Raw genomic sequence first — 16,701 nt, forward strand, 5'->3', positions numbered from 1 at the left:
ATGGCCTATCACATCGGCAAGAACGGCGCGGTCAAGATCGGCGCGAACACGGTCGCGGCCGTGCAAAGCTGGTCGCTCGACATTCAGACCGAGACGGTCAAAGGCTGGGGGATGGGCGAAGCCTGGACGACCTCGGAAACCCTGATGCAATCGTGGTCGGGCAACGTCGAATGCTACCTCGACCCCGAGGACGAAGGGCAGGCGGCGCTGATCCCCGGCGCGATCGTCGCGATCGAGTTCTATCCGCATTCGACCGCCGAGGGCGCGACCTACTACTCGGGGAACGCGATCATTTCCGGCCGGCCGATTTCGGCCCCGAAGGGCGATTTCGTCACGATCACCTTCAACTTCGAGGGTCAGGGGGCGCTCGCGACCGATACGGTCGAAACGCCCTGACCGCCGCCGCGCCGCCCGCCGCCGCCTGATCCCGCGCGGTCGCCGATCCCCGGCGTCAGCGCTTTCCTTTCTCGGAGTCGACTCCCATGTCCGACATGCTTGAACGCGCTCGCGCGCACTTCGACCGGATGCGCAATCAGAAAATCGCGGTCCCCGAATGGGCCGACGAGGACGGCGCGGGCGGCGAAGTCTACTTCGCCCCGGTCACGCTGCGGCAACGCCAGAAACTCGCCGCCCGCGCCGGCGACAAAAACGACGCCCGGTTGATGGCGTTCGCGGTGATCCTGTTCGCCCGCAAGGCGGACGGCTCGCCCGCCTTCGAGGACACGCCGGCGACCTTGAAGGTCTTCGAGAATGCCCTCGACCCGAAGGTAATCGCGCGGGTCGCGACCGCGATCCTGGGTGGCGATCGCGGCAAGGGCGACGAGGACGGCGACGAGGACGGCGACGACCTGGGAAACTGATCGAGGGCGACACTGAGACCCGCAACCTCTACGCCCTCGCCCTCGCGCTCCACAAATCGCTCGGCGAAATCCTCGACCTGCCGGTCGAGGAAATAAGGGGCTGGATGGCCTACCTATCCCGCAAGGAATCCTGAGATGCGCGACCTGTTCTTTCGGATCAAGGCGGCCGACGCGACCGGCGCGGCCTTCGCCAAGGTCAAGGCAAACCTGCGCGGGGTCGAGGGCGCGGTCGCGTCCGCAAACGAGCGGGTCAAGCGGTTCGGCGCGGGGCTGGTGAAGGCCGGCGCGGCAATGACCGAGGTCGGCGCAAGCCTCGGCCTCGCCTTCGCCGGCTCGCTGCAAGCCTGGGATGACGCCGAGAAGGCGCAAACGGCCGTCGCCCAGGCGATCCGCTCGACCGGCGGCGCGGCCGGCTTCACCGCCGAGCAATTGGGGGAAATGGCCGCCGGGTTTCAGCGGGCGACCCGCTTCGACGGCGATCAGGTCCTCGGCGACGTGACCGCGCAACTGCTGACCTTCACCAACGTCTCGGGCGACGCCTTCCGCCGGGCGCAACAGTCGATCCTCGATATCTCGACTGTGATGAAAACCGACCTCAAAGGCACGGCGATTCAGGTCGGCAAGGCGCTGAATGATCCGATCAAGGGGCTCGCCGGGCTCGGCCGCGCCGGCATTCAGTTTTCCGAGGATCAGAAAGCGACGATCAAGGCCCTGGTCGATACGGGCGAGATCGCCCAGGCGCAAGGGCTGATCCTCGACGAGCTCGCCCGCCAGTTCGGCGGACAGGCCGAGGCGGCGGCCGCCGCGGGCCTCGGCTTTGTCGATCAGTTCCGCAACGCCTGGGGCGACCTGCAAGAGTCGGTCGGGGGCGTTCTCGCCGAGGTCGCCCGGCCGTTGGTCGCGATCATGCAAACCGTGGTCGGGGCCTTCACCGGACTGCCCGCGCCGATGCAAAAATTCATCGTCCTGTTCGGTCTCGCCGCGGTCGCGATCGGCCCGGTTGTCGCCGGCCTCGGGGTCCTGGTCGCTGTCCTGGGCGCGGCCTCGCTGCCGGTTATCGGGATCGCCGCCGGGATCGCCGCGGTCAGCGCGGCGATGATCGCCTTTTGGCCGCAGATCGAGGCAACGATCGGCTGGTTCAAGCATGCCTGGGGCGAGATGAGCCTTTTCGAGAAAGCCTTTGCGCCGATCTCGCTCGCGCTGCGGGCGATGGCGGATACCTTCATCGCGGTCTTTCCCGAGACGGCGGCGGCGGTCGCGAAGGCGGTCGAGGAAATCAAGCAATGGCTGACCGAGGGCCTTCGCGCCGCCTTCGATTGGGTTGTCGGCAAGGTCGAATGGGTCGGCGACGCCTTCGCCCGGCTCTATGACCGAGTCGTCGGGCATTCCTACGTCCCCGATATGGTCGCCGAGGTCGGGCTCGAGTTCGGCAAGCTGCAAGGCAACATGGTCGATCCGGCGACGGCGGCGACCGAGACGGTCGGCGGCCGGTTTCAGGACCTCGCGAGCGGGGTCGGCGCGGCGATCGGCGGCATGATCCGCGAGGGCGATCTTTCGTTCCGCGGCTTCGCCGACCGGATGCTCGATACCGCAAACCAAATGGCGGACGGGATCGTCAACGATGCTTTCCGCCGGGTCGCCGAGGCGGCCCAGGGGCTCGGCTCGGGCGGCGCTGGCGGCGGCGGCGGGATCGCCGGTTTCTTCGGCAAGGTCCTGGGCGGCCTGTTCGGCGGCGGCGGCGGCCTCCCGAGCTTCGCCAACGGCGGCGATTTCGAGGTCGGCGGCAAGGGCGGGATCGACCGGAACGTCGCGGTCATGCGGGTCTCGAAGGGCGAGCGGGTTTCCGTCGCCCGGCGCGGCGATCCGCGCGGCTCGGCCCCCGTGATCGTCAATATCTCGACCCCGAATCCGGCGGCCTTCGAGGCGAGCCGGGGACAGGTCGCCGCGACGATCTCGCGGGCGGTTTCGCGCGGCTCGCGCAACCTCTGACCCTCGCCCTCGGGGCTCACAACCCCGAGGGCCTGTTTTCGCCACCACAACCCCGAGGGCGCGCGGCAATGGCTTTCTTTGACGTTTCGTTTCCCCGCAACGTCGCCGGCGGGGTTGTCGGCGGCCCCGAGCGGCGGGTCAATATCGCGCCCCTCGCGTCCGGCTTCGAGGAACGCAACGCCCGATGGCACGCCTCGCGGCGGTCCTATCAGGCCGGCCTCGGGATCAGGACCGCCGACGATCTCGGCGAGGTCCTGGCGCTTTTCGAGGAAATGCGCGGGCCGCTGCATTCCTTCCGCTTCCGCGACTGGTCGGACTTCAAGAGCTGCGCGCCCTCGGCGACGCCGGCGGCGACCGACCAACTGCTCGGCACCGGCGACGGCGAGGCGGTCACGTTTCAACTGCGCAAGCGATACGGGTCGCTCGCGCCCTACTGGCGCGAGATCACGAAACCCGTCGCCGGGACCGTCAACGTCGCGGTCGCGGGCGTCGCCCTCGGCTCGGGCTGGTCGGTCAACCACCTGACCGGACTCGTCACCTTCACCACCGCGCCCGACCCCGGCGAGGCGGTCCGCGCCGGCTTCGAGTTCGACGTTCCGGTCCGCTTCGCCTCGGCCTCGATCGCGGTCGATATGGCGTTCTTCGCCGATGACCGCGGGGTCGGCTCGATCCCCGAGGTCCCCTTGATCGAGGTCCGAGAATGAGCGAGTCCGAGTACATCGCTCACCTTGCCACCGGCAACACGACGCGGGCGCTTTGCTGGCGGGTCGAGCGCGCCGACGGCGAGGTCCTGGGCTTTACCGACCATGACGCCCCGATCACCTTCGGCGGCCTGACCTATGAGGCGGCCTCGGCCTTCGAGGGCTCGGAATTGTCCGAGTCCCTGGGCCTCGCGGTTGACGATCAGGACATTGCCGGGGCCTTGTCCTCGGACCGGATCACCCCAGCCGATCTGATCCGGGGCGTCTATGACGGCGCGCGGGTCGAGATCTTCGACGTGAATTGGAGCGCGCCGGCCGCCCGGCAATTGCAGGGGACCTTTATCGTCGGCGAGGTCGAGCGCGGCGAGGTCGGGTTCCGCGCCGAGATGCGGTCCGAGGTCGCCCGCCTGGGCGCGAAGGCCGGCAGCCGCTTCATTCCCGAATGCTCGGCCGCGGTCGGGGATTCCCGCTGCGGGGTTGATCTCGACGGCGCGAGCTTCACGGGCTCGGGCGCGGTCGCGGCTTTGCTCGCGGACGGCTTCACCGTGACCGGCCTCGGCGGCTTCGCGCTCGGCTGGTTCAACCGCGGAGTCCTGACCTGGGCCTCGGGGGCGAATGCCGGAACGCGGTCCGAGGTCCGCGCCTTCGGAAGCGGGATCGCCGGGCGGACGATCGCGCTTTGGCGCGACCCGCCTTTCCCGATCGAGGCCGGCGACGCCTTCACCGTGACCGCCGGATGCGACAAGACCTTTGCGACCTGCCGGGCCAAGTTCGCGAACGCGGTCAACTTCCGCGGCTTCCCGCAAATGCCCGGCGAGGGCTTCGCGGCCGAGTATGCTGTCACGGGCGACCCGGCGCTTGATGGGGGGCGACGATCCGGTGACTGAAACTCATTGCGGTTGCGGAGTATCTGGATCGGCGTAGCGGGCTGCGAGATCGCTTGCCGCTTTGAGTATTGCTGGATCTGATCTGGCGAACTGGGCCGTCGCCATTGCCTTTGACGCTCTCCGCGCGGCTTCGATATCCGTGGCCTCACCCGTAAGCAGATGCCTCATTTCACTTACGAGGTTTGCGTCTAACTCGTCCGCAAGGTGATACAGTGCCGTCAACTTGTACTTCTCGATATATGCGGCATACGTCGGAAGGACTCGCGAGACCAGCTCAATCATTTTCGAAGTATCAGTTATCTTCACCGGGTCCATCCCGATTTTCCAAAGCAGCCAGGTTCCTGCTGCTGAGAACATCACCATATTGTACGCCGTGTGCAGGTCCCATATTCTCTCGGGGACGAACGGTCTATACTCAAGTCCGCTGGCTTTACGCCCAAGTTCGACAAATTTCTCGTTTTCCAATCCGGCACCTATCGTACCGGCAAACTCCTTCATGCCGGCCTCTCCGATAGCCTTCCCGATTGCCTCGAACTTAAGAACCTTCAGGAAGTTAGCGTAGAACGCAAGTTGTTGAGCCTCACAATGCGCCTTCCATATGGCCTTTACCGCTTCAATTCTGCTATCGACTAAAACGTCGCTCTCTTTCCGTATCTTTTCTAAAATATGTGACTGCGAGTCGCGCATCTCATTCTCATTCTTTCGCAAGTCACTCTCAAGCTTGGCAAGGCGGGATGAGAAAGTAGATTCAACTCGCTTCTGTATAAAATGTAGAATTGAGTCTCTAAACAATAGTGCGATAATTACAACCAATGCGGTCGCAGTTGCCGTATTTAAGAACGCATTCTTCAGCCACAACATAACTTCTTGTGTCAATGTAGACCCTACATATTATCTTGTTGCTTGCTAATGTATGCAACCAAAGGGACTGCCATGCAAGATGCCTCCGGCGTCCCACCTGCCGCGGACGCTCGTTTAGTTCTCCTAATCGCGCGAGGTTGGATCGGCACGCCCTACGCCCGCGGCGCGAGCCTGCGGGGGGTCGGCTGCGACTGCATCGGCCTAGCGCGGGGCGTTTGGGCGGCCGTGACCGGCGCGCCCGCGCCGCCGGCGCTGCCCTGGTCGCCCGATTGGGCGGCGGCATGGCCGCGCCACCTGATCGCCCTCGGCGATCGCCATATGCTGCCGCGCCGGCCGGCCGAGGCCGGCCCCGGCGATCTGGTCGCGATCCGGCGGACCGATGGCCACGAGGCCCATGTCGGAATCCTCGCCCAGTGCGGCCGCTTCATTCACGCGACCGAACGGCTCGGGGTTGTCGAGGTCCCGCTTTCCGCCTGGGCGGGGCGGATCGCCTGGGCGGCCTCTTTCCCGGCCGCCCCACTCTAGGAGTCTCTCTAATGGCAACCCTCGCCCTGACCGCGATCGCTTCCTCGCTGACCGCTGGGCTCGGCGGCCTCGGCGGCGCGCTGGTCTCGGCGGTCGCGGTCGCCGGCGCGCAAGTCGCCGGCGGCATGATCGACTCGGCGATCTTCGGCGGCGGCAATTCCTCGACGCAAAAGCGGTTCGGACCGCGGCTCGAAAACCTCGACGTGATGACCTCGACCGAAGGCAACGGAATCCCCTGGATCAACGGCCGCGCCAAGGTCGGCGGCACCGTGATTTGGGCGACGCGGATCAAGGAAACCGCCGACACCGATCGGGACAAATACAAGACAGGCAAGCATTCCTCGCAGACGGTCGAGTCCACGACCTACAGCTATTCGGTTTCCTTCGCCCTGGCGCTCGCCGACACCCGCGGCTCGGCCGTGCGGCACTTCGGCCGGATCTGGGCGAACAACCGTCTGCTCGATCCCTCGACGGTCGAGGTCCGGTTCTACAGGGGGACCGAGGCCCAGGACCCCGATCCGCTGATCGTGGCGATCGAGGGCGAGGCCCCGGCCTATCGCGGGGTTGCTTATCTGGTTTTCGAGGATCTGCCGCTCGCCGACTACGGCAACCGCATTCCGCAAATCACGGTAGAGGTCTTCGCCGGCTCGGGGGAGGTCGAGGGCCTGATCCGCGGAGTCGACCTGATCCCCGGCTCGACCGAATGGGGCTACATGCCCGAGGTTGTGAAGCGGATCGAGCATGACTCGCACGGCGAGGTTGTCCGCGAGGCGGCGGAGAATTCGCACCGCTTTCCCTCGACTTCGGATTGGGCGATCTCGATCGACACGCTGCAAGGGACGCTGCCGAACGTCGGCACCGTCGCGCTTGTGGTGACATGGTTCGGCGACGATCTGCGGGCCGGGCTCTGCACCGTCCGGCCGAAGGTCGAGAATAAGCTAAAGGCGACCGATCCGGCATGGCTCGCCGGCGGGCTCGATCGTGCGACCGCCGACCTGATCTCGCAGAAGGCCGGCCGGCCGGTCTATGGCTCGACCCCGGCCGACCGTTCCGTGATCGAGGCGATCCGCGACCTCACGGCGCGCGGTCTGCGGGTTGTCCTCTATCCGTTCGTTATGATGGACATTCCCGAGGGAGAATTGCCCGATCCCTCGGGGGTCGGCTTCCAAGGCGAAAACCCTTGGCGCGGTCGCATTCGCGCCACCGCCGGCGAGTCGGTTGCGACCGAGATCGCCGCCTTCCTGGGGACCGCAGAGGCGTCCGACTTCGACCTCGACGGCGACGCGGTTGACTACACCGGGCCGGCCGAATGGTCCTATCGCCGGTTCATTCTGCACCTCGCGCACCTCGCCGCGGCTGCGGGCGGGGTTGATGCCTTCCTGATCGGGTCCGAAACCGTCGGGCTCACGCAATCGACCGAGCCGGGGTCGGGCGACTATCCCTTTGTTGACGGGCTGGTCGCGCTCGCCGCGGACGTTTCCGCGGTCCTGCCCGACGCGCTGATCTCCTACGCGGCCGACTGGTCGGAATATCACTCGCACCGGCCGGCGGACGGCTCGGGCGACGTGTTTTTCAACCTCGATCCGCTCTGGACCTCGCCGCATGTCGATTTCGTCGGGATCGACAATTACTTGCCGCTCTCGGACTGGCGGCCGGGGGCCGATCATGCCGACTACGACCCCGAGGCCGGACACGTCTCGATCTACGACCTCGACTATCTGAAAGCCAATGTCGAGGGCGGCGAATACTTCGATTGGTTCTATGCCTCGACCGGCGACCGGCTCGCCCAGGTCAGGACCCCGATCGCCGACACCGCGCACGGCGAGCATTGGGTCTTCCGGCAAAAGGCAATCCGCGACTGGTTCGGGCACACGCACCGCCACCGGCCGGGCGGGGTCCGCGATGCCTCGGGGTCCGGCTGGACGGCGAACGCGAAACCGCTCTGGTTCACCGAATGCGGCTGCCCGGCGGTCGATCACGGGACCAATCAGCCTAACCTGTTCTCGGCGGTCAACACGTCCGAGTCGGGCCTGCCCTGGTTCTCGGCCGGGCTACGCGACGACTTCATCGCCCGGCAATATCTGCGGGCGCTGCTCGAATGGTGGCGGGACAACGGCGCGGACCTGCTCGACCCGGCAGACGTGCTGGTCTGGGCCTGGGATGCCCGGCCCTGGCCGGAATTCCCGACCCTCGCGGGGATCTGGGCCGACGCCGCCGCATGGCGGCGCGGGCACTGGCTCAATGGCCGCGCCGGCGCGATGCCGGCGGCCGACGCGATCCGCCGGCGGCTTCTAACCTTCCACGGCTGGCAGGCGTCCGACCTCGACCTGTCGGGCTGCTACGGGCAGGCGGACGGCTACGCGATGGCCGGGCCGACCGCATTCCGCGACTGGTCGCAACCGCTCGAAATCGTGCTTCGGATCGACGCGGCTTTCGATCGCGGGGTCCTGACCTTCCGCTCGCGCTCGGCGGCAATCCCGGCGGCGGCGCTCGACCTCGACGACCTGATCGACGCCGGCGAGGCGTCCCGCTTCACCCTGACCCGAAGCGGGATCGAGGACGCCGCCCGCGCGGTGATCCTGCGCTACGTGGACGGCTCGAAGGACTATGAAAGCGGCGCGGCCCGGGTCGCGATCGAGGCCGGGCTCGAGGACGGGATCGCCGAGGCGGACACGCCGCTTGTTCTCGACAAGGATCGCGCGACGGTCCTCGCCGAGACGATCCTGCGGACCTCGGCGGCGGCGCGCGAGCGGATCGCGCTCGCGCTGCCGCCCTCGGCCCAGGCGGTCCGGCCCGGCTCGCTGTTCTCGCTCGATCTCCCCGAGGTCGGGCCGCAGAAATTCATCGTCGAGAAGGTCGCCCGCGGCGAGACGATGAAGGTCGAGGCCGCGATCTACGCGCCGGGGGCCTTCGCCCTCTCGGCGGGGATCGACCGCGCCCCGACGCGCTTTGTTGAGCCGGGGTCGTCGACGGTCCTCGCCGCCTTCCTCGACCTGCCGGTCCTGGCGGGCTCGCCGGCGGCCGATCATGTCGGCTTCATTGCGGCACACGCCGAGCCCTGGCCGGGCGGCTTCGACGCCTACCGCTCGGCCGAGGAAACCGCCGGGTTCGCCCTCAATACGCGGGGCGGCCTGCGGGCGACCATCGGCGAAACCGTGACCGCCCTCGACCCCGGCCGGTTGTGGGGCTGGTCGGGCGAGACGGTCGAGGTCGAACTGTTCGCCGGCTCGCTGGTCACGCGATCCGACGAGGCGGTCCTCGCCGGCAAAAACGCCCTCGCGATCGAGCATTCGCCGGGGGCCTGGGAAGTCCTGCAATTCGCGACCGCCGAGCTGGTCGCCGATCGCACTTGGCGGATCTCGCGGCTGTTGCGCGGGCAACGCGGGACCGAGGGCGCGCGCGGGGCCTCGCCCCTCGCCGCCGGCGCGCGGGTTGTGCTGCTCGACCTGGCGGTCGCCCCGGTCGAGATGACCGCCGGGGAGGTTGGGCGGGCGTTCTTCTGGCGCTACGGGCCGGCGGGGAAAAACCCCGAGGGCAAGGGCTTCAAGACTCGCGCCCATACCTTCGCCGGCATCGGCCGCCGGCCGTTCGCGCCGGTTCATCTGACCGCCCGCCTGGGCGGCTCGGGCGACCTCGCGATCGAATGGATCAGGCGGACCCGGATCGACGGGGACGGCTGGCCGGAGGATGACGGCGACGTTCCGCTAGGCGAGACGGTCGAGCGATACCGGGTCGAGGTCCGCGACGGCGCGACCCTGGTCCGGGCCTGGACCGTCACCGGCGCGACCTCGACCACCTACACCGTCGCCGCCCAGGCGGCGGACGCGATCGCCGCGCCCTTCAGGGTTCGGGTGCAACAGATCTCGGAAACCTTCGGCCGGGGCGCGCGCGCCGAGGTCGAATTCACCGGCTAGGAGTCCGCATGTCCGCGACCTCGCGTTTCGGCTTCCCCTTCATCGCGGCCGATCAGGCGCAAAAGCATGTCACCCATAACGCCGCGCTCGACATGATCGACGCGGCGATCGGCGGGCTGGTCGCCTCGGCGACCACCACGGCCGCGCCGGGATCGCCGGTCGAGGGCGAGGCGTATATCGTCCCGACCGGCGCGACCGGCTTCGGCGACGCCGACGCCGGCGACGTGGCGGTCTTCACCGGCGGGGCCTGGGTCGCCTCGTCGCCCTACTTCGGCCGCCGCGCCTTCGCGCTCGATACCGGCCGTCCTCATGTTTTCGCCGGGTCCTTCGGTTGGCGCGAGGGCGAGGTCGCCGGCCTGACCTCGGGGGCGACCCTAGGGCTCGCGATCCGCGAGGCGACCTTGACCCTCGCCGGCGCTTCCGTGACCGCGACCGGCCTGATCCCGACGCGGGCGATCGTCCTCGGGGTCGCCTCGAAAACCGTCGCGGCGATCACTGGGGCGAGTTCCTACAACGTCGGCGACACCGGCGACGGCTCGCGCTATGGCGGCTCGCTCGGGATCGCCCTCGGGTCGAGCAATATCGGGGTTGTCGGCCCGTTCGCGACCTACGCGGCGACCGACGTGATTGTCGCGAAGGTCGGAAGCAACTTCACCGGCGGGCAGGTCAAGCTTGCGACGCTGCTGCTGCTGCCCGGCCTCGCGGTCTGAGGGTCGCCCATGTCCTACAATCGAAACCGGATCGCCGGCGCGATCCGGGCGCGCCTCGCCGCCGACCTGATCGGCGCGCGCGACCTGACCGGCTCGCCCTTTCCCGTCTCGGCCGAGGGCCTGCCGGCCTACGCCCTGCAACTGCAACAGATCTCGGCCCAGGTCGCCGGGATCGGCTCGCGCGATTTCATTGTCGAGGACCGGGCGAACGTCTTTGCCTGGGCGGTCGGCGATCAGTCGATCGAGGCGGCGCTCTGGGCCTTCGCCGACGAGCTATCCGAGATCGTGCATCGCGCCCCCGAGGACCTGGGCGGACTGGTCGAGCGCATGGTCCCGGCCGGGGCCGAGGTTCAAGCCTTCCCGGCGGCGGCGCGGGTCTGGGGCCTGCAATTCTCGATCGACCTGCTCTATATCGAAACGCCCTCGCCGACGATCGAGGCGGCCGACTTCTCGGCCGGCTTCTCGCTCGGCTTTCGGGCCTGACCGGAGTCCCCGACATGGCGGCAATGACCCGCGAGGAAATCGCGGCGCTGATCCTCGCCCGGCTTCCCGACAATTCGGCGCGCTTCATCAACCCGGCCCGCCTGCGGGACGTGGTCTCGGCGATCGCCGACTCGGCGCTGTTTGCCGGCGACGCGGCCTCGGCCGAGGCGGTCGCGGCGGCGATCGCCGCCGCGGCCTCGGCCTACGCGAGCGCGGCCCAAGGGGCGAAGGCGGACTCGGCCGTGCAACCTGCCGCCCAGGCGACCGCGATCGCGGCGGCGCTCGCCGCCGACGCCGACGCGCGGGCCTCGATCACGTCCGGGTCGGTCCGGGCGCAATTGATGATCGGCTCGGGCGGCACCTATGCCGGCGGCGAGCGGGCGACGCACCGGCAACGCGACCGGACCAACGTCGCGATTGATCGACCCTGGTTCGAGTTCCTGCACGGTCGGGTTATCTCGACCGGCGCGGTCGATCAGGAATTGGAAGCCGGGATTTCGAGCGGGGTCACGGCGAAATATCGGGCCGCGATCCTGACCGGGATCTCGGGGACCGGCAAAAATCAGTCGAGCGCGACCGTTACCCGCTTGACGTTCTTCGGCATGGCCGGGGTCGCGGGCTGCACCGTCTCGGGCGACGGCTACACGATCACTGTCCCGAACGGGGTCCGCTTCCGCTCGGACCGCACCGCGCTCGCGCTGACCGCCGGTCAGGAATACTTTGCGCAGACCGAATGCGTCGCGGCGGACGGGTCGGTCGCGCCCAATCCGCGCGGCCGGTACTGTATCCCGACCCTCGGCGACCTCAATCACAACGAAGCGGCGACGAGCGGGGCCGATCTGGTCTTCGCGACCAACTGGTCGAGCGTTCCGAACGCCTCGCTTACCTCGGCATTCGGGCCGATCGCGGTCCTCGGCACCGGCACCGCGCCTGTTGTGATCGTGGACGGCGACTCGATCGTCGCCGACCTCGCCTCGCCCGGCACCGGCGCGAACGGGACGGATGTCGGCGACGCCTTCGGGGTCAAGAATTTCTTGAAGCGCGCCCTGAACGCGATGGGATACGCCTTCATTGACGTTTCGGTCGCCGGGACGAAGGTCGGCAACCTGATGGCCGGTTATGGCCGGTCCGACGTGCGGGCCGACCTGATGCGCTACGGCTCTGCGGTTGTGACCGACCTCCTGCACAATGACCGCCGCTCGGGCGTCGCCTTCGAGGCGGTCTCGACCTGGACTGAGACGAGCCGGTCGGCCTGGGATTCCACCGGCCTGCGGACCCGCTACCGGTGGCATAACGATTGGCTGCGCTCGAAGCTGAAAGCCGGGGCGCGGATCGTCCGATGCACCCTCGCGCCGCAGACCAACACGTCGGACGCCTGGGCGACCGCCGGCAATCAGACCGGCAAGAATGACGACGCGATCTTTGCCTCGGACTACGCGACCGGGACCAACGGCGATCAGTTCAAACTCGCGGACCTGATTATGCGCCGCGGGCTCTATGCGGGCCTCGCCTATGGCAGCCCCGGCGAATGCGACGCCGGCTTTGACTTCTATGCGGCCCTCGGCGGTACGGCGGAAGGCAACTGGCCGGTCACGGGCGCGGCCAACTACGCGACCGGGGACGGCACGCACCCGTCTGAGGCCCGCCAGATCGTCGCGGCCGCCGACCTCGCGCCGCGCCTGACCGGGCTTCTCGGCTTCGGCCGCCTGGGCGCGCCGGCGCTCGCGGCGACCGTGGCGCAAGGCGTCAAGGCGGACTCGGCCGTGCAACCGGCGGCGATGGCCTCGGCGATCGCCGCCGCGATCGCGGCCGCCGCCTCGGCCTACGCCACGGCGGCCCAGGGGACGAAGGCGGACTCGGCCGTGCAACCGGCGGCGATGAGCGCGGCGATCGACGCCGCGATCGCCGCCCTGGGGCCGGTTGTCGAGGTTGTGTCCTCGCCGCCCGGCTCGCCGGTCGCCGGGCGGTTCTATGTGATCGAGGCGACCTGATGACGACGCTCGACCTCCGCACGGCGGCGCGGATGTTCTACGGCTCGACGGAGGCGGCCGCGCTGCAATTCGGCGCGGAAACCCTTTGGCGGAAGCCGATCGCCTTCCCGCTCGCGACCTTCGACACCCTCGGGATTTGCTGGGACCCCTACTTTCCGCAGAATCGCCAGACCGCCACCGGGGCGACCGACCTGTCCGGCCCGGCGGTTACGGAGGTCGGGCAACCTGTCGGTCGCTTCGGCTATCAGGGGGAACGCGGAGCCTTCAACCCCGCGCTGTGGACGGCGACGGCGGACGCCCGGCCGCTGCTCGCCGAGGTCGAGGGCCGGCGCTGTTTCGCCTTCGACGGGATAGACGATCGGCTCGACACGATCGTCTCGATCAACATGGGAACGCCTGGGCTTCGGCTCTCGACCTTCGGCCTGATCTGGACCGATGGCGCGACGACGGGGGTCCCCTGGACATTCGCGCGGGGCGAGACTTCGGGAAGCTTTGTCGAGCTATTCCGCTGCGACGCGACCGCGGACGGCTTCTCGGCGACGCTGCGGCACAACAACACCGCGGCCTTCCTGAACGGCCTTGCCTTCGGCTCGACCGTGCCTGCCGGCTGGAAGCTGGTTTATGGCGAGTATGATTTCGACGCCTTCGCGACCAATGGCGGGGCGCTGCGGATCGAGGTCAACGGAGTCCCCGTGGTCTCGCAAGCGGTCTCGCCGGCGAAATCCGCGACGACGAGCATTGAAATCATGTCGCGCATTCAGGCCGGGCACCGCCGGACCGGCGGGGCCTCGAATATGCCTTTCAACGGCTATCTCGGCCGCTTCGGCTTTATCTGCCGCCTGCTGACGACGGCCGAAAAGGCGACGCTGCTGCAATGGCTGCAAGGGACGGCCTACGTTGCCCCATAGCGCGGCCCAGGCCGCGCGCCGCCCCTCTCGCAATCGGAGGATTGCCCAATGCCCAAACCGACCCACTCGGATCGGGGGGCCGCGCGTTGATGCGTCCCGCGATCCCCCGAGTCGACTCCTACCTGATCGCGACTCTTGTCACAGCAACCGGGGCCGACCGAGCGGTCCGGCTGGTCGCCCAGGTCGCCGATCCGCAGTCACTTGCGATGGTCGCCCGGCGCTTTGTTGACGTCGAGATTCTGACATTCGGCTTCGAGGGCGGAACGGTTTACGTCACCATAACTGACGTGATCGCCTTAACGACGGCCACTATAGTGCTGATCCGGTTTGCCGCATGGCTTCTGTGGCCCTTAGCTCGCATCCTATGGAGATGAGTGCTTCACCCTTTTCAATCTCTAAATCTAAGATGCGGAGGGGCCGCCAGTCTCGCCATCCGATCGCTCTCTCTCGATCGCGTCTTTTGCTCCCATCAGCGTCAGTGCAACAATCGGACCAACAAACATAATTGTAAGAGCCGCCACGCACAGCATATTAGCGCTGCTAAATACAAACATATCTGCAATGAAGATGTCTCTAATGATGCGCTCATTAACCGCAATATAGTAAAAGCAACTAACAATAAAAATAATAGTCAGCGCAACAGGAATCAACTGTAGCAGTCTCGAAATCTTGGCCTCTCCTTTGGACAAGGGGGCGGCTGGAGAAAGGTATTTCTTGAGAGAATCAATGAAAAATACGACTAGCCCAATTATAAGGAAGTTGAGTACTGTGCACATAAATCCGAATATGGACGAGAAGTTCCCTGGAAGCAGGGGGAATACTGAGAAGTTTGTAAGCACCAGGGGGATAAGAGCCACAACTGAGGCGATGCCGCTCAAATAAGATCCAAAGTACGTTTTGAACTTCTCCATCCCACTACCTACCGGACAACTGCAAGCTAGAGAGAATGCACAAGCCTTGGCTTTTGTCGAAGCTCCATCTTGGCACCCGGTTATCAATCAAAGCATCGATCAACTGCCTAAGTCGACCCTGTGAAGCGGAGGTATCAAAGTTCCGCCAGTCTGTGCTCTGCGTCATGGCGACAAAACCAATATCATTTGGAAAATTATTTAACTTAGGCTGGCCAGAAATAGCGTCGTACACCATGCCTCTAAGGCTCTTGTTGAAATCATCCTCGCAGATACCAGTCTTTCGCGAGTAAATGACAATGTTTGCAGAAGTCTGAGCGTATATATCGCGTAGAAGGTTGACCACAGCTTGCGCGCAAACTACAGCGGGATCATCTGGCTCCCCCTTTGGGTAGCAAGGACCACCATCAACTTCGGCGAAGGATGACCAGTGCACAAGCACGACGTCGGGACTTGCTGCTACGATTGATTTTGCGCCCGGGAACGCCCCGCCAGGCTCGCGCTTTTTGACCTCAAATGGAACCGTCCGTGAATTCTCGTACATGGCAGGCGATGGAAGAATATCCGCCAATGCTTCCAGATTTGACCTTGGAACACATGGCGCCTCCTCGCAGTCTTCGTCCGTGTACTTGTAGACTATCCCCCTGCCATCGACCAATGCAAAGGCGGCCGGGTCGGCATGCGCGGTGCCAACTGACAGGAGGGAGACCAAAGCTGCCACGATGCCGGTCCAACGCGCCGTGAACATGCTCAAGGCAGTCATCCCCTCATGCTTAGTTACCTAACCTATCCGATTCTGAAACTTCCAGCGAGGGCGGAAACATGTTCGCTCGCAGTCCCCACACCTCCCACAGGACGGTCGCGTTCAATGCGCTCATTTCCAGCTCCCGCGTGGCCTACGGCTCCCTGTGTCCTCGGTCTGACCGGCCCGGCCGGCGCGGGCAAGTCGACAGTTGCCCGGGCTGTCTTGGATGCGCTAGGCGGCGGTTCGATCTTGCACACCGGCTTTGCCCTGAAAGCCATGCTGCGCAGCTTCTACGCTGCCCAAGGGCTCACGCCCGACCTGATCGAGCGGAAGATCGACGGCGACCTTAAGCGCGAGCCCTGCGCCCTCCTGGGCGGTCGGACCCCGACCGTCGCTCAACAGACCCTCGGGACCGAATGGGGGCGCGACCTGATCGCTCCCGATCTCTGGCTCGCCGCTTGGGATCGCGAGGCCCGCCGCCGGCTCGCCGCCGGCGAGGTCGCGGTTGTGAATGACTCAATCCGTTTCGAGAATGAGGCTGCGGCAATCCGCGCCCTCGGCGGGCGCGTAATCCGCCTTGCCGGCCGTCGCGACCCGCGGGTCGAGGTCGCCCATGCGTCCGAGCGCGGGGTCCTCGCCGACCTCACGATCGACAACACCGGCGACCTCGCCGCCACGGTCGAGGGGGTTGTCCGCGCCGCGCGCGCGTTGTAACGCTTCCCGCAGGTCGAAAAGCCAACCTGCGGAAAGAAACGCAACTGGGCAACACCGTGGGCAACATTTTGCGCAGGGCCTCGGCGGGGCGATCAGACCAACCGATTGACCTTTATACGCTTTTCACTCTGACGCGATCGTCGGTTTTTGCGGATGGAGCCCTTCGCCCGCTCCAAATAAAATCAGAGACTTGTGGGTCTTTGTTCAGGGCGCCTCCAGGCGCCCTGACCCGTTTCCTGACCCAAAACTCTCGAATCCGCTCGTTGGGTCGGGGCGAAGCACCAAGTCGTGTCTTGAGGGGCCGCGACGGTAGGCGTCGAGCGCAGGCACCTTTGACGCGGACCCGACAGAGCGGCCGAGATCAGAGATGCAGTGCCGCCACGTCTCGCTGCGCGGCGACCAGATCATCGATCCGATCGAGGAGCTCGATGATCGTCCGCACCTCGCGCCGGATCGGCACGATCTCGCGGGCGGTCTCGGACAGCACCTCCCATTCATGCCAGGC

15 protein-coding genes are annotated in these 16,701 nt (G+C 66.5%); 12 read left to right on the top strand and 3 right to left on the bottom strand.

Features of this window, described 5'->3' with window-relative positions; all coding sequences use genetic code 11:
* From KBB57_RS09285 to KBB57_RS09305, 5 genes are all read left to right on the top strand, one after another.
* Positions 1-396 carry a hypothetical protein gene (locus tag KBB57_RS09285; protein WP_290749031.1) on the top strand — a complete coding sequence of 132 codons (396 nt, stop codon included), beginning with the start codon at positions 1-3 and terminating at the stop codon, positions 394-396.
* A gap of 86 nt (positions 397-482) precedes the next feature.
* Positions 483-860, top strand: coding sequence for a hypothetical protein (locus tag KBB57_RS09290; protein WP_290749034.1), 378 nt, complete (start codon positions 483-485; stop codon positions 858-860).
* A gap of 135 nt (positions 861-995) precedes the next feature.
* Positions 996-2,849: a phage tail length tape measure family protein gene (locus tag KBB57_RS09295; protein WP_290749036.1), complete on the top strand. Its 1,854-nt coding sequence runs from the start codon at positions 996-998 to the stop codon at positions 2,847-2,849.
* A 68-nt stretch (positions 2,850-2,917) separates the two neighbouring features.
* Positions 2,918-3,553, top strand: coding sequence for a DUF2460 domain-containing protein (locus KBB57_RS09300; protein ID WP_290749038.1), 636 nt, complete (start codon positions 2,918-2,920; stop codon positions 3,551-3,553).
* Positions 3,550-4,437 carry a DUF2163 domain-containing protein gene (locus KBB57_RS09305; protein WP_290749041.1) on the top strand — a complete coding sequence of 296 codons (888 nt, stop codon included), beginning with the start codon at positions 3,550-3,552 and terminating at the stop codon, positions 4,435-4,437. The genes KBB57_RS09300 and KBB57_RS09305 overlap by 4 nt, the downstream gene beginning before the upstream one ends.
* 3 nt (positions 4,438-4,440) lie before the next feature.
* Here KBB57_RS09305 and KBB57_RS09310 read toward each other — a convergent pair whose 3' ends face one another.
* Positions 4,441-5,124 carry a hypothetical protein gene (locus KBB57_RS09310; protein ID WP_290749044.1) on the bottom strand — a complete coding sequence of 228 codons (684 nt, stop codon included), beginning with the start codon at positions 5,122-5,124 and terminating at the stop codon, positions 4,441-4,443.
* 246 nt (positions 5,125-5,370) lie between these two features.
* On the opposite strand from KBB57_RS09310, the gene KBB57_RS09315 reads away from it, so the two are divergent.
* From KBB57_RS09315 to KBB57_RS09340, 6 genes are all read left to right on the top strand, one after another.
* Complete coding sequence (locus KBB57_RS09315; RefSeq protein ID WP_290749047.1) at positions 5,371-5,823, top strand: NlpC/P60 family protein; 453 nt, start codon at positions 5,371-5,373, stop codon at positions 5,821-5,823.
* Positions 5,824-5,948: 125 nt separating this feature from the next.
* Positions 5,949-9,737 (top strand): glycoside hydrolase TIM-barrel-like domain-containing protein, encoded by a 3,789-nt coding sequence (locus KBB57_RS09320; RefSeq protein WP_290749049.1) that lies wholly within the window; start codon positions 5,949-5,951, stop codon positions 9,735-9,737.
* Between the two features lie 8 nt (positions 9,738-9,745).
* A complete protein-coding gene (locus tag KBB57_RS09325) occupies positions 9,746-10,447 on the top strand; it encodes a DUF2793 domain-containing protein (protein WP_290749051.1) in 702 nt (233 codons plus the stop codon).
* A gap of 9 nt (positions 10,448-10,456) precedes the next feature.
* Positions 10,457-10,930 carry a hypothetical protein gene (locus KBB57_RS09330; RefSeq protein ID WP_290749054.1) on the top strand — a complete coding sequence of 158 codons (474 nt, stop codon included), beginning with the start codon at positions 10,457-10,459 and terminating at the stop codon, positions 10,928-10,930.
* Positions 10,931-10,944: 14 nt separating this feature from the next.
* Positions 10,945-12,921 carry a hypothetical protein gene (locus KBB57_RS09335; protein ID WP_290749057.1) on the top strand — a complete coding sequence of 659 codons (1,977 nt, stop codon included), beginning with the start codon at positions 10,945-10,947 and terminating at the stop codon, positions 12,919-12,921.
* Positions 12,921-13,829, top strand: a complete 909-nt coding sequence (locus KBB57_RS09340) for a hypothetical protein (protein WP_290749060.1) — start codon at positions 12,921-12,923, stop codon at positions 13,827-13,829. Before KBB57_RS09335 ends, KBB57_RS09340 begins: the two co-directional genes overlap by 1 nt.
* A 401-nt stretch (positions 13,830-14,230) precedes the next feature.
* Here KBB57_RS09340 and KBB57_RS09345 read toward each other — a convergent pair whose 3' ends face one another.
* Both KBB57_RS09345 and KBB57_RS09350 read right to left on the bottom strand, forming a co-directional pair.
* Positions 14,231-14,740, bottom strand: a complete 510-nt coding sequence (locus KBB57_RS09345; RefSeq protein WP_290749062.1) for a hypothetical protein — start codon at positions 14,738-14,740, stop codon at positions 14,231-14,233.
* A gap of 4 nt (positions 14,741-14,744) precedes the next feature.
* Positions 14,745-15,491 (bottom strand): hypothetical protein, encoded by a 747-nt coding sequence (locus KBB57_RS09350; protein ID WP_290749064.1) that lies wholly within the window; start codon positions 15,489-15,491, stop codon positions 14,745-14,747.
* 240 nt (positions 15,492-15,731) lie between these two features.
* Here KBB57_RS09350 and KBB57_RS09355 point away from each other — a divergent pair, with 240 nt between their 5' ends.
* A complete protein-coding gene (locus KBB57_RS09355) occupies positions 15,732-16,196 on the top strand; it encodes a hypothetical protein (protein ID WP_290749067.1) in 465 nt (154 codons plus the stop codon).
* The last annotated feature ends 505 nt before the right edge of the window (positions 16,197-16,701 follow it).

The sequence above is a fragment of the Amaricoccus sp. genome (assembly GCF_017993425.1).
Classification (GTDB): domain Bacteria; phylum Pseudomonadota; class Alphaproteobacteria; order Rhodobacterales; family Rhodobacteraceae; genus Amaricoccus.

Excerpts from the sequence above, each read along its gene's own strand:
- KBB57_RS09285 (WP_290749031.1), top strand. The coding sequence starts at position 1 with ATGGCCTATCACATCGGCAAGAACGGCGCGGTCAAGATCGGCGCGAAC.
- KBB57_RS09315 (WP_290749047.1), top strand. The coding sequence starts at position 5,371 with ATGCAAGATGCCTCCGGCGTCCCACCTGCCGCGGACGCTCGTTTAGTT.
- KBB57_RS09290 (WP_290749034.1), top strand. The coding sequence starts at position 483 with ATGTCCGACATGCTTGAACGCGCTCGCGCGCACTTCGACCGGATGCGC.
- KBB57_RS09330 (WP_290749054.1), top strand. The coding sequence starts at position 10,457 with ATGTCCTACAATCGAAACCGGATCGCCGGCGCGATCCGGGCGCGCCTC.
- KBB57_RS09295 (WP_290749036.1), top strand. The coding sequence starts at position 996 with ATGCGCGACCTGTTCTTTCGGATCAAGGCGGCCGACGCGACCGGCGCG.
- KBB57_RS09345 (WP_290749062.1), bottom strand. The coding sequence starts at position 14,740 with ATGGAGAAGTTCAAAACGTACTTTGGATCTTATTTGAGCGGCATCGCC.
- KBB57_RS09300 (WP_290749038.1), top strand. The coding sequence starts at position 2,918 with ATGGCTTTCTTTGACGTTTCGTTTCCCCGCAACGTCGCCGGCGGGGTT.
- KBB57_RS09320 (WP_290749049.1), top strand. The coding sequence starts at position 5,949 with ATGATCGACTCGGCGATCTTCGGCGGCGGCAATTCCTCGACGCAAAAG.
- KBB57_RS09325 (WP_290749051.1), top strand. The coding sequence starts at position 9,746 with ATGTCCGCGACCTCGCGTTTCGGCTTCCCCTTCATCGCGGCCGATCAG.
- KBB57_RS09310 (WP_290749044.1), bottom strand. The coding sequence starts at position 5,124 with ATGCGCGACTCGCAGTCACATATTTTAGAAAAGATACGGAAAGAGAGC.
- KBB57_RS09340 (WP_290749060.1), top strand. The coding sequence starts at position 12,921 with ATGACGACGCTCGACCTCCGCACGGCGGCGCGGATGTTCTACGGCTCG.
- KBB57_RS09335 (WP_290749057.1), top strand. The coding sequence starts at position 10,945 with ATGGCGGCAATGACCCGCGAGGAAATCGCGGCGCTGATCCTCGCCCGG.
- KBB57_RS09305 (WP_290749041.1), top strand. The coding sequence starts at position 3,550 with ATGAGCGAGTCCGAGTACATCGCTCACCTTGCCACCGGCAACACGACG.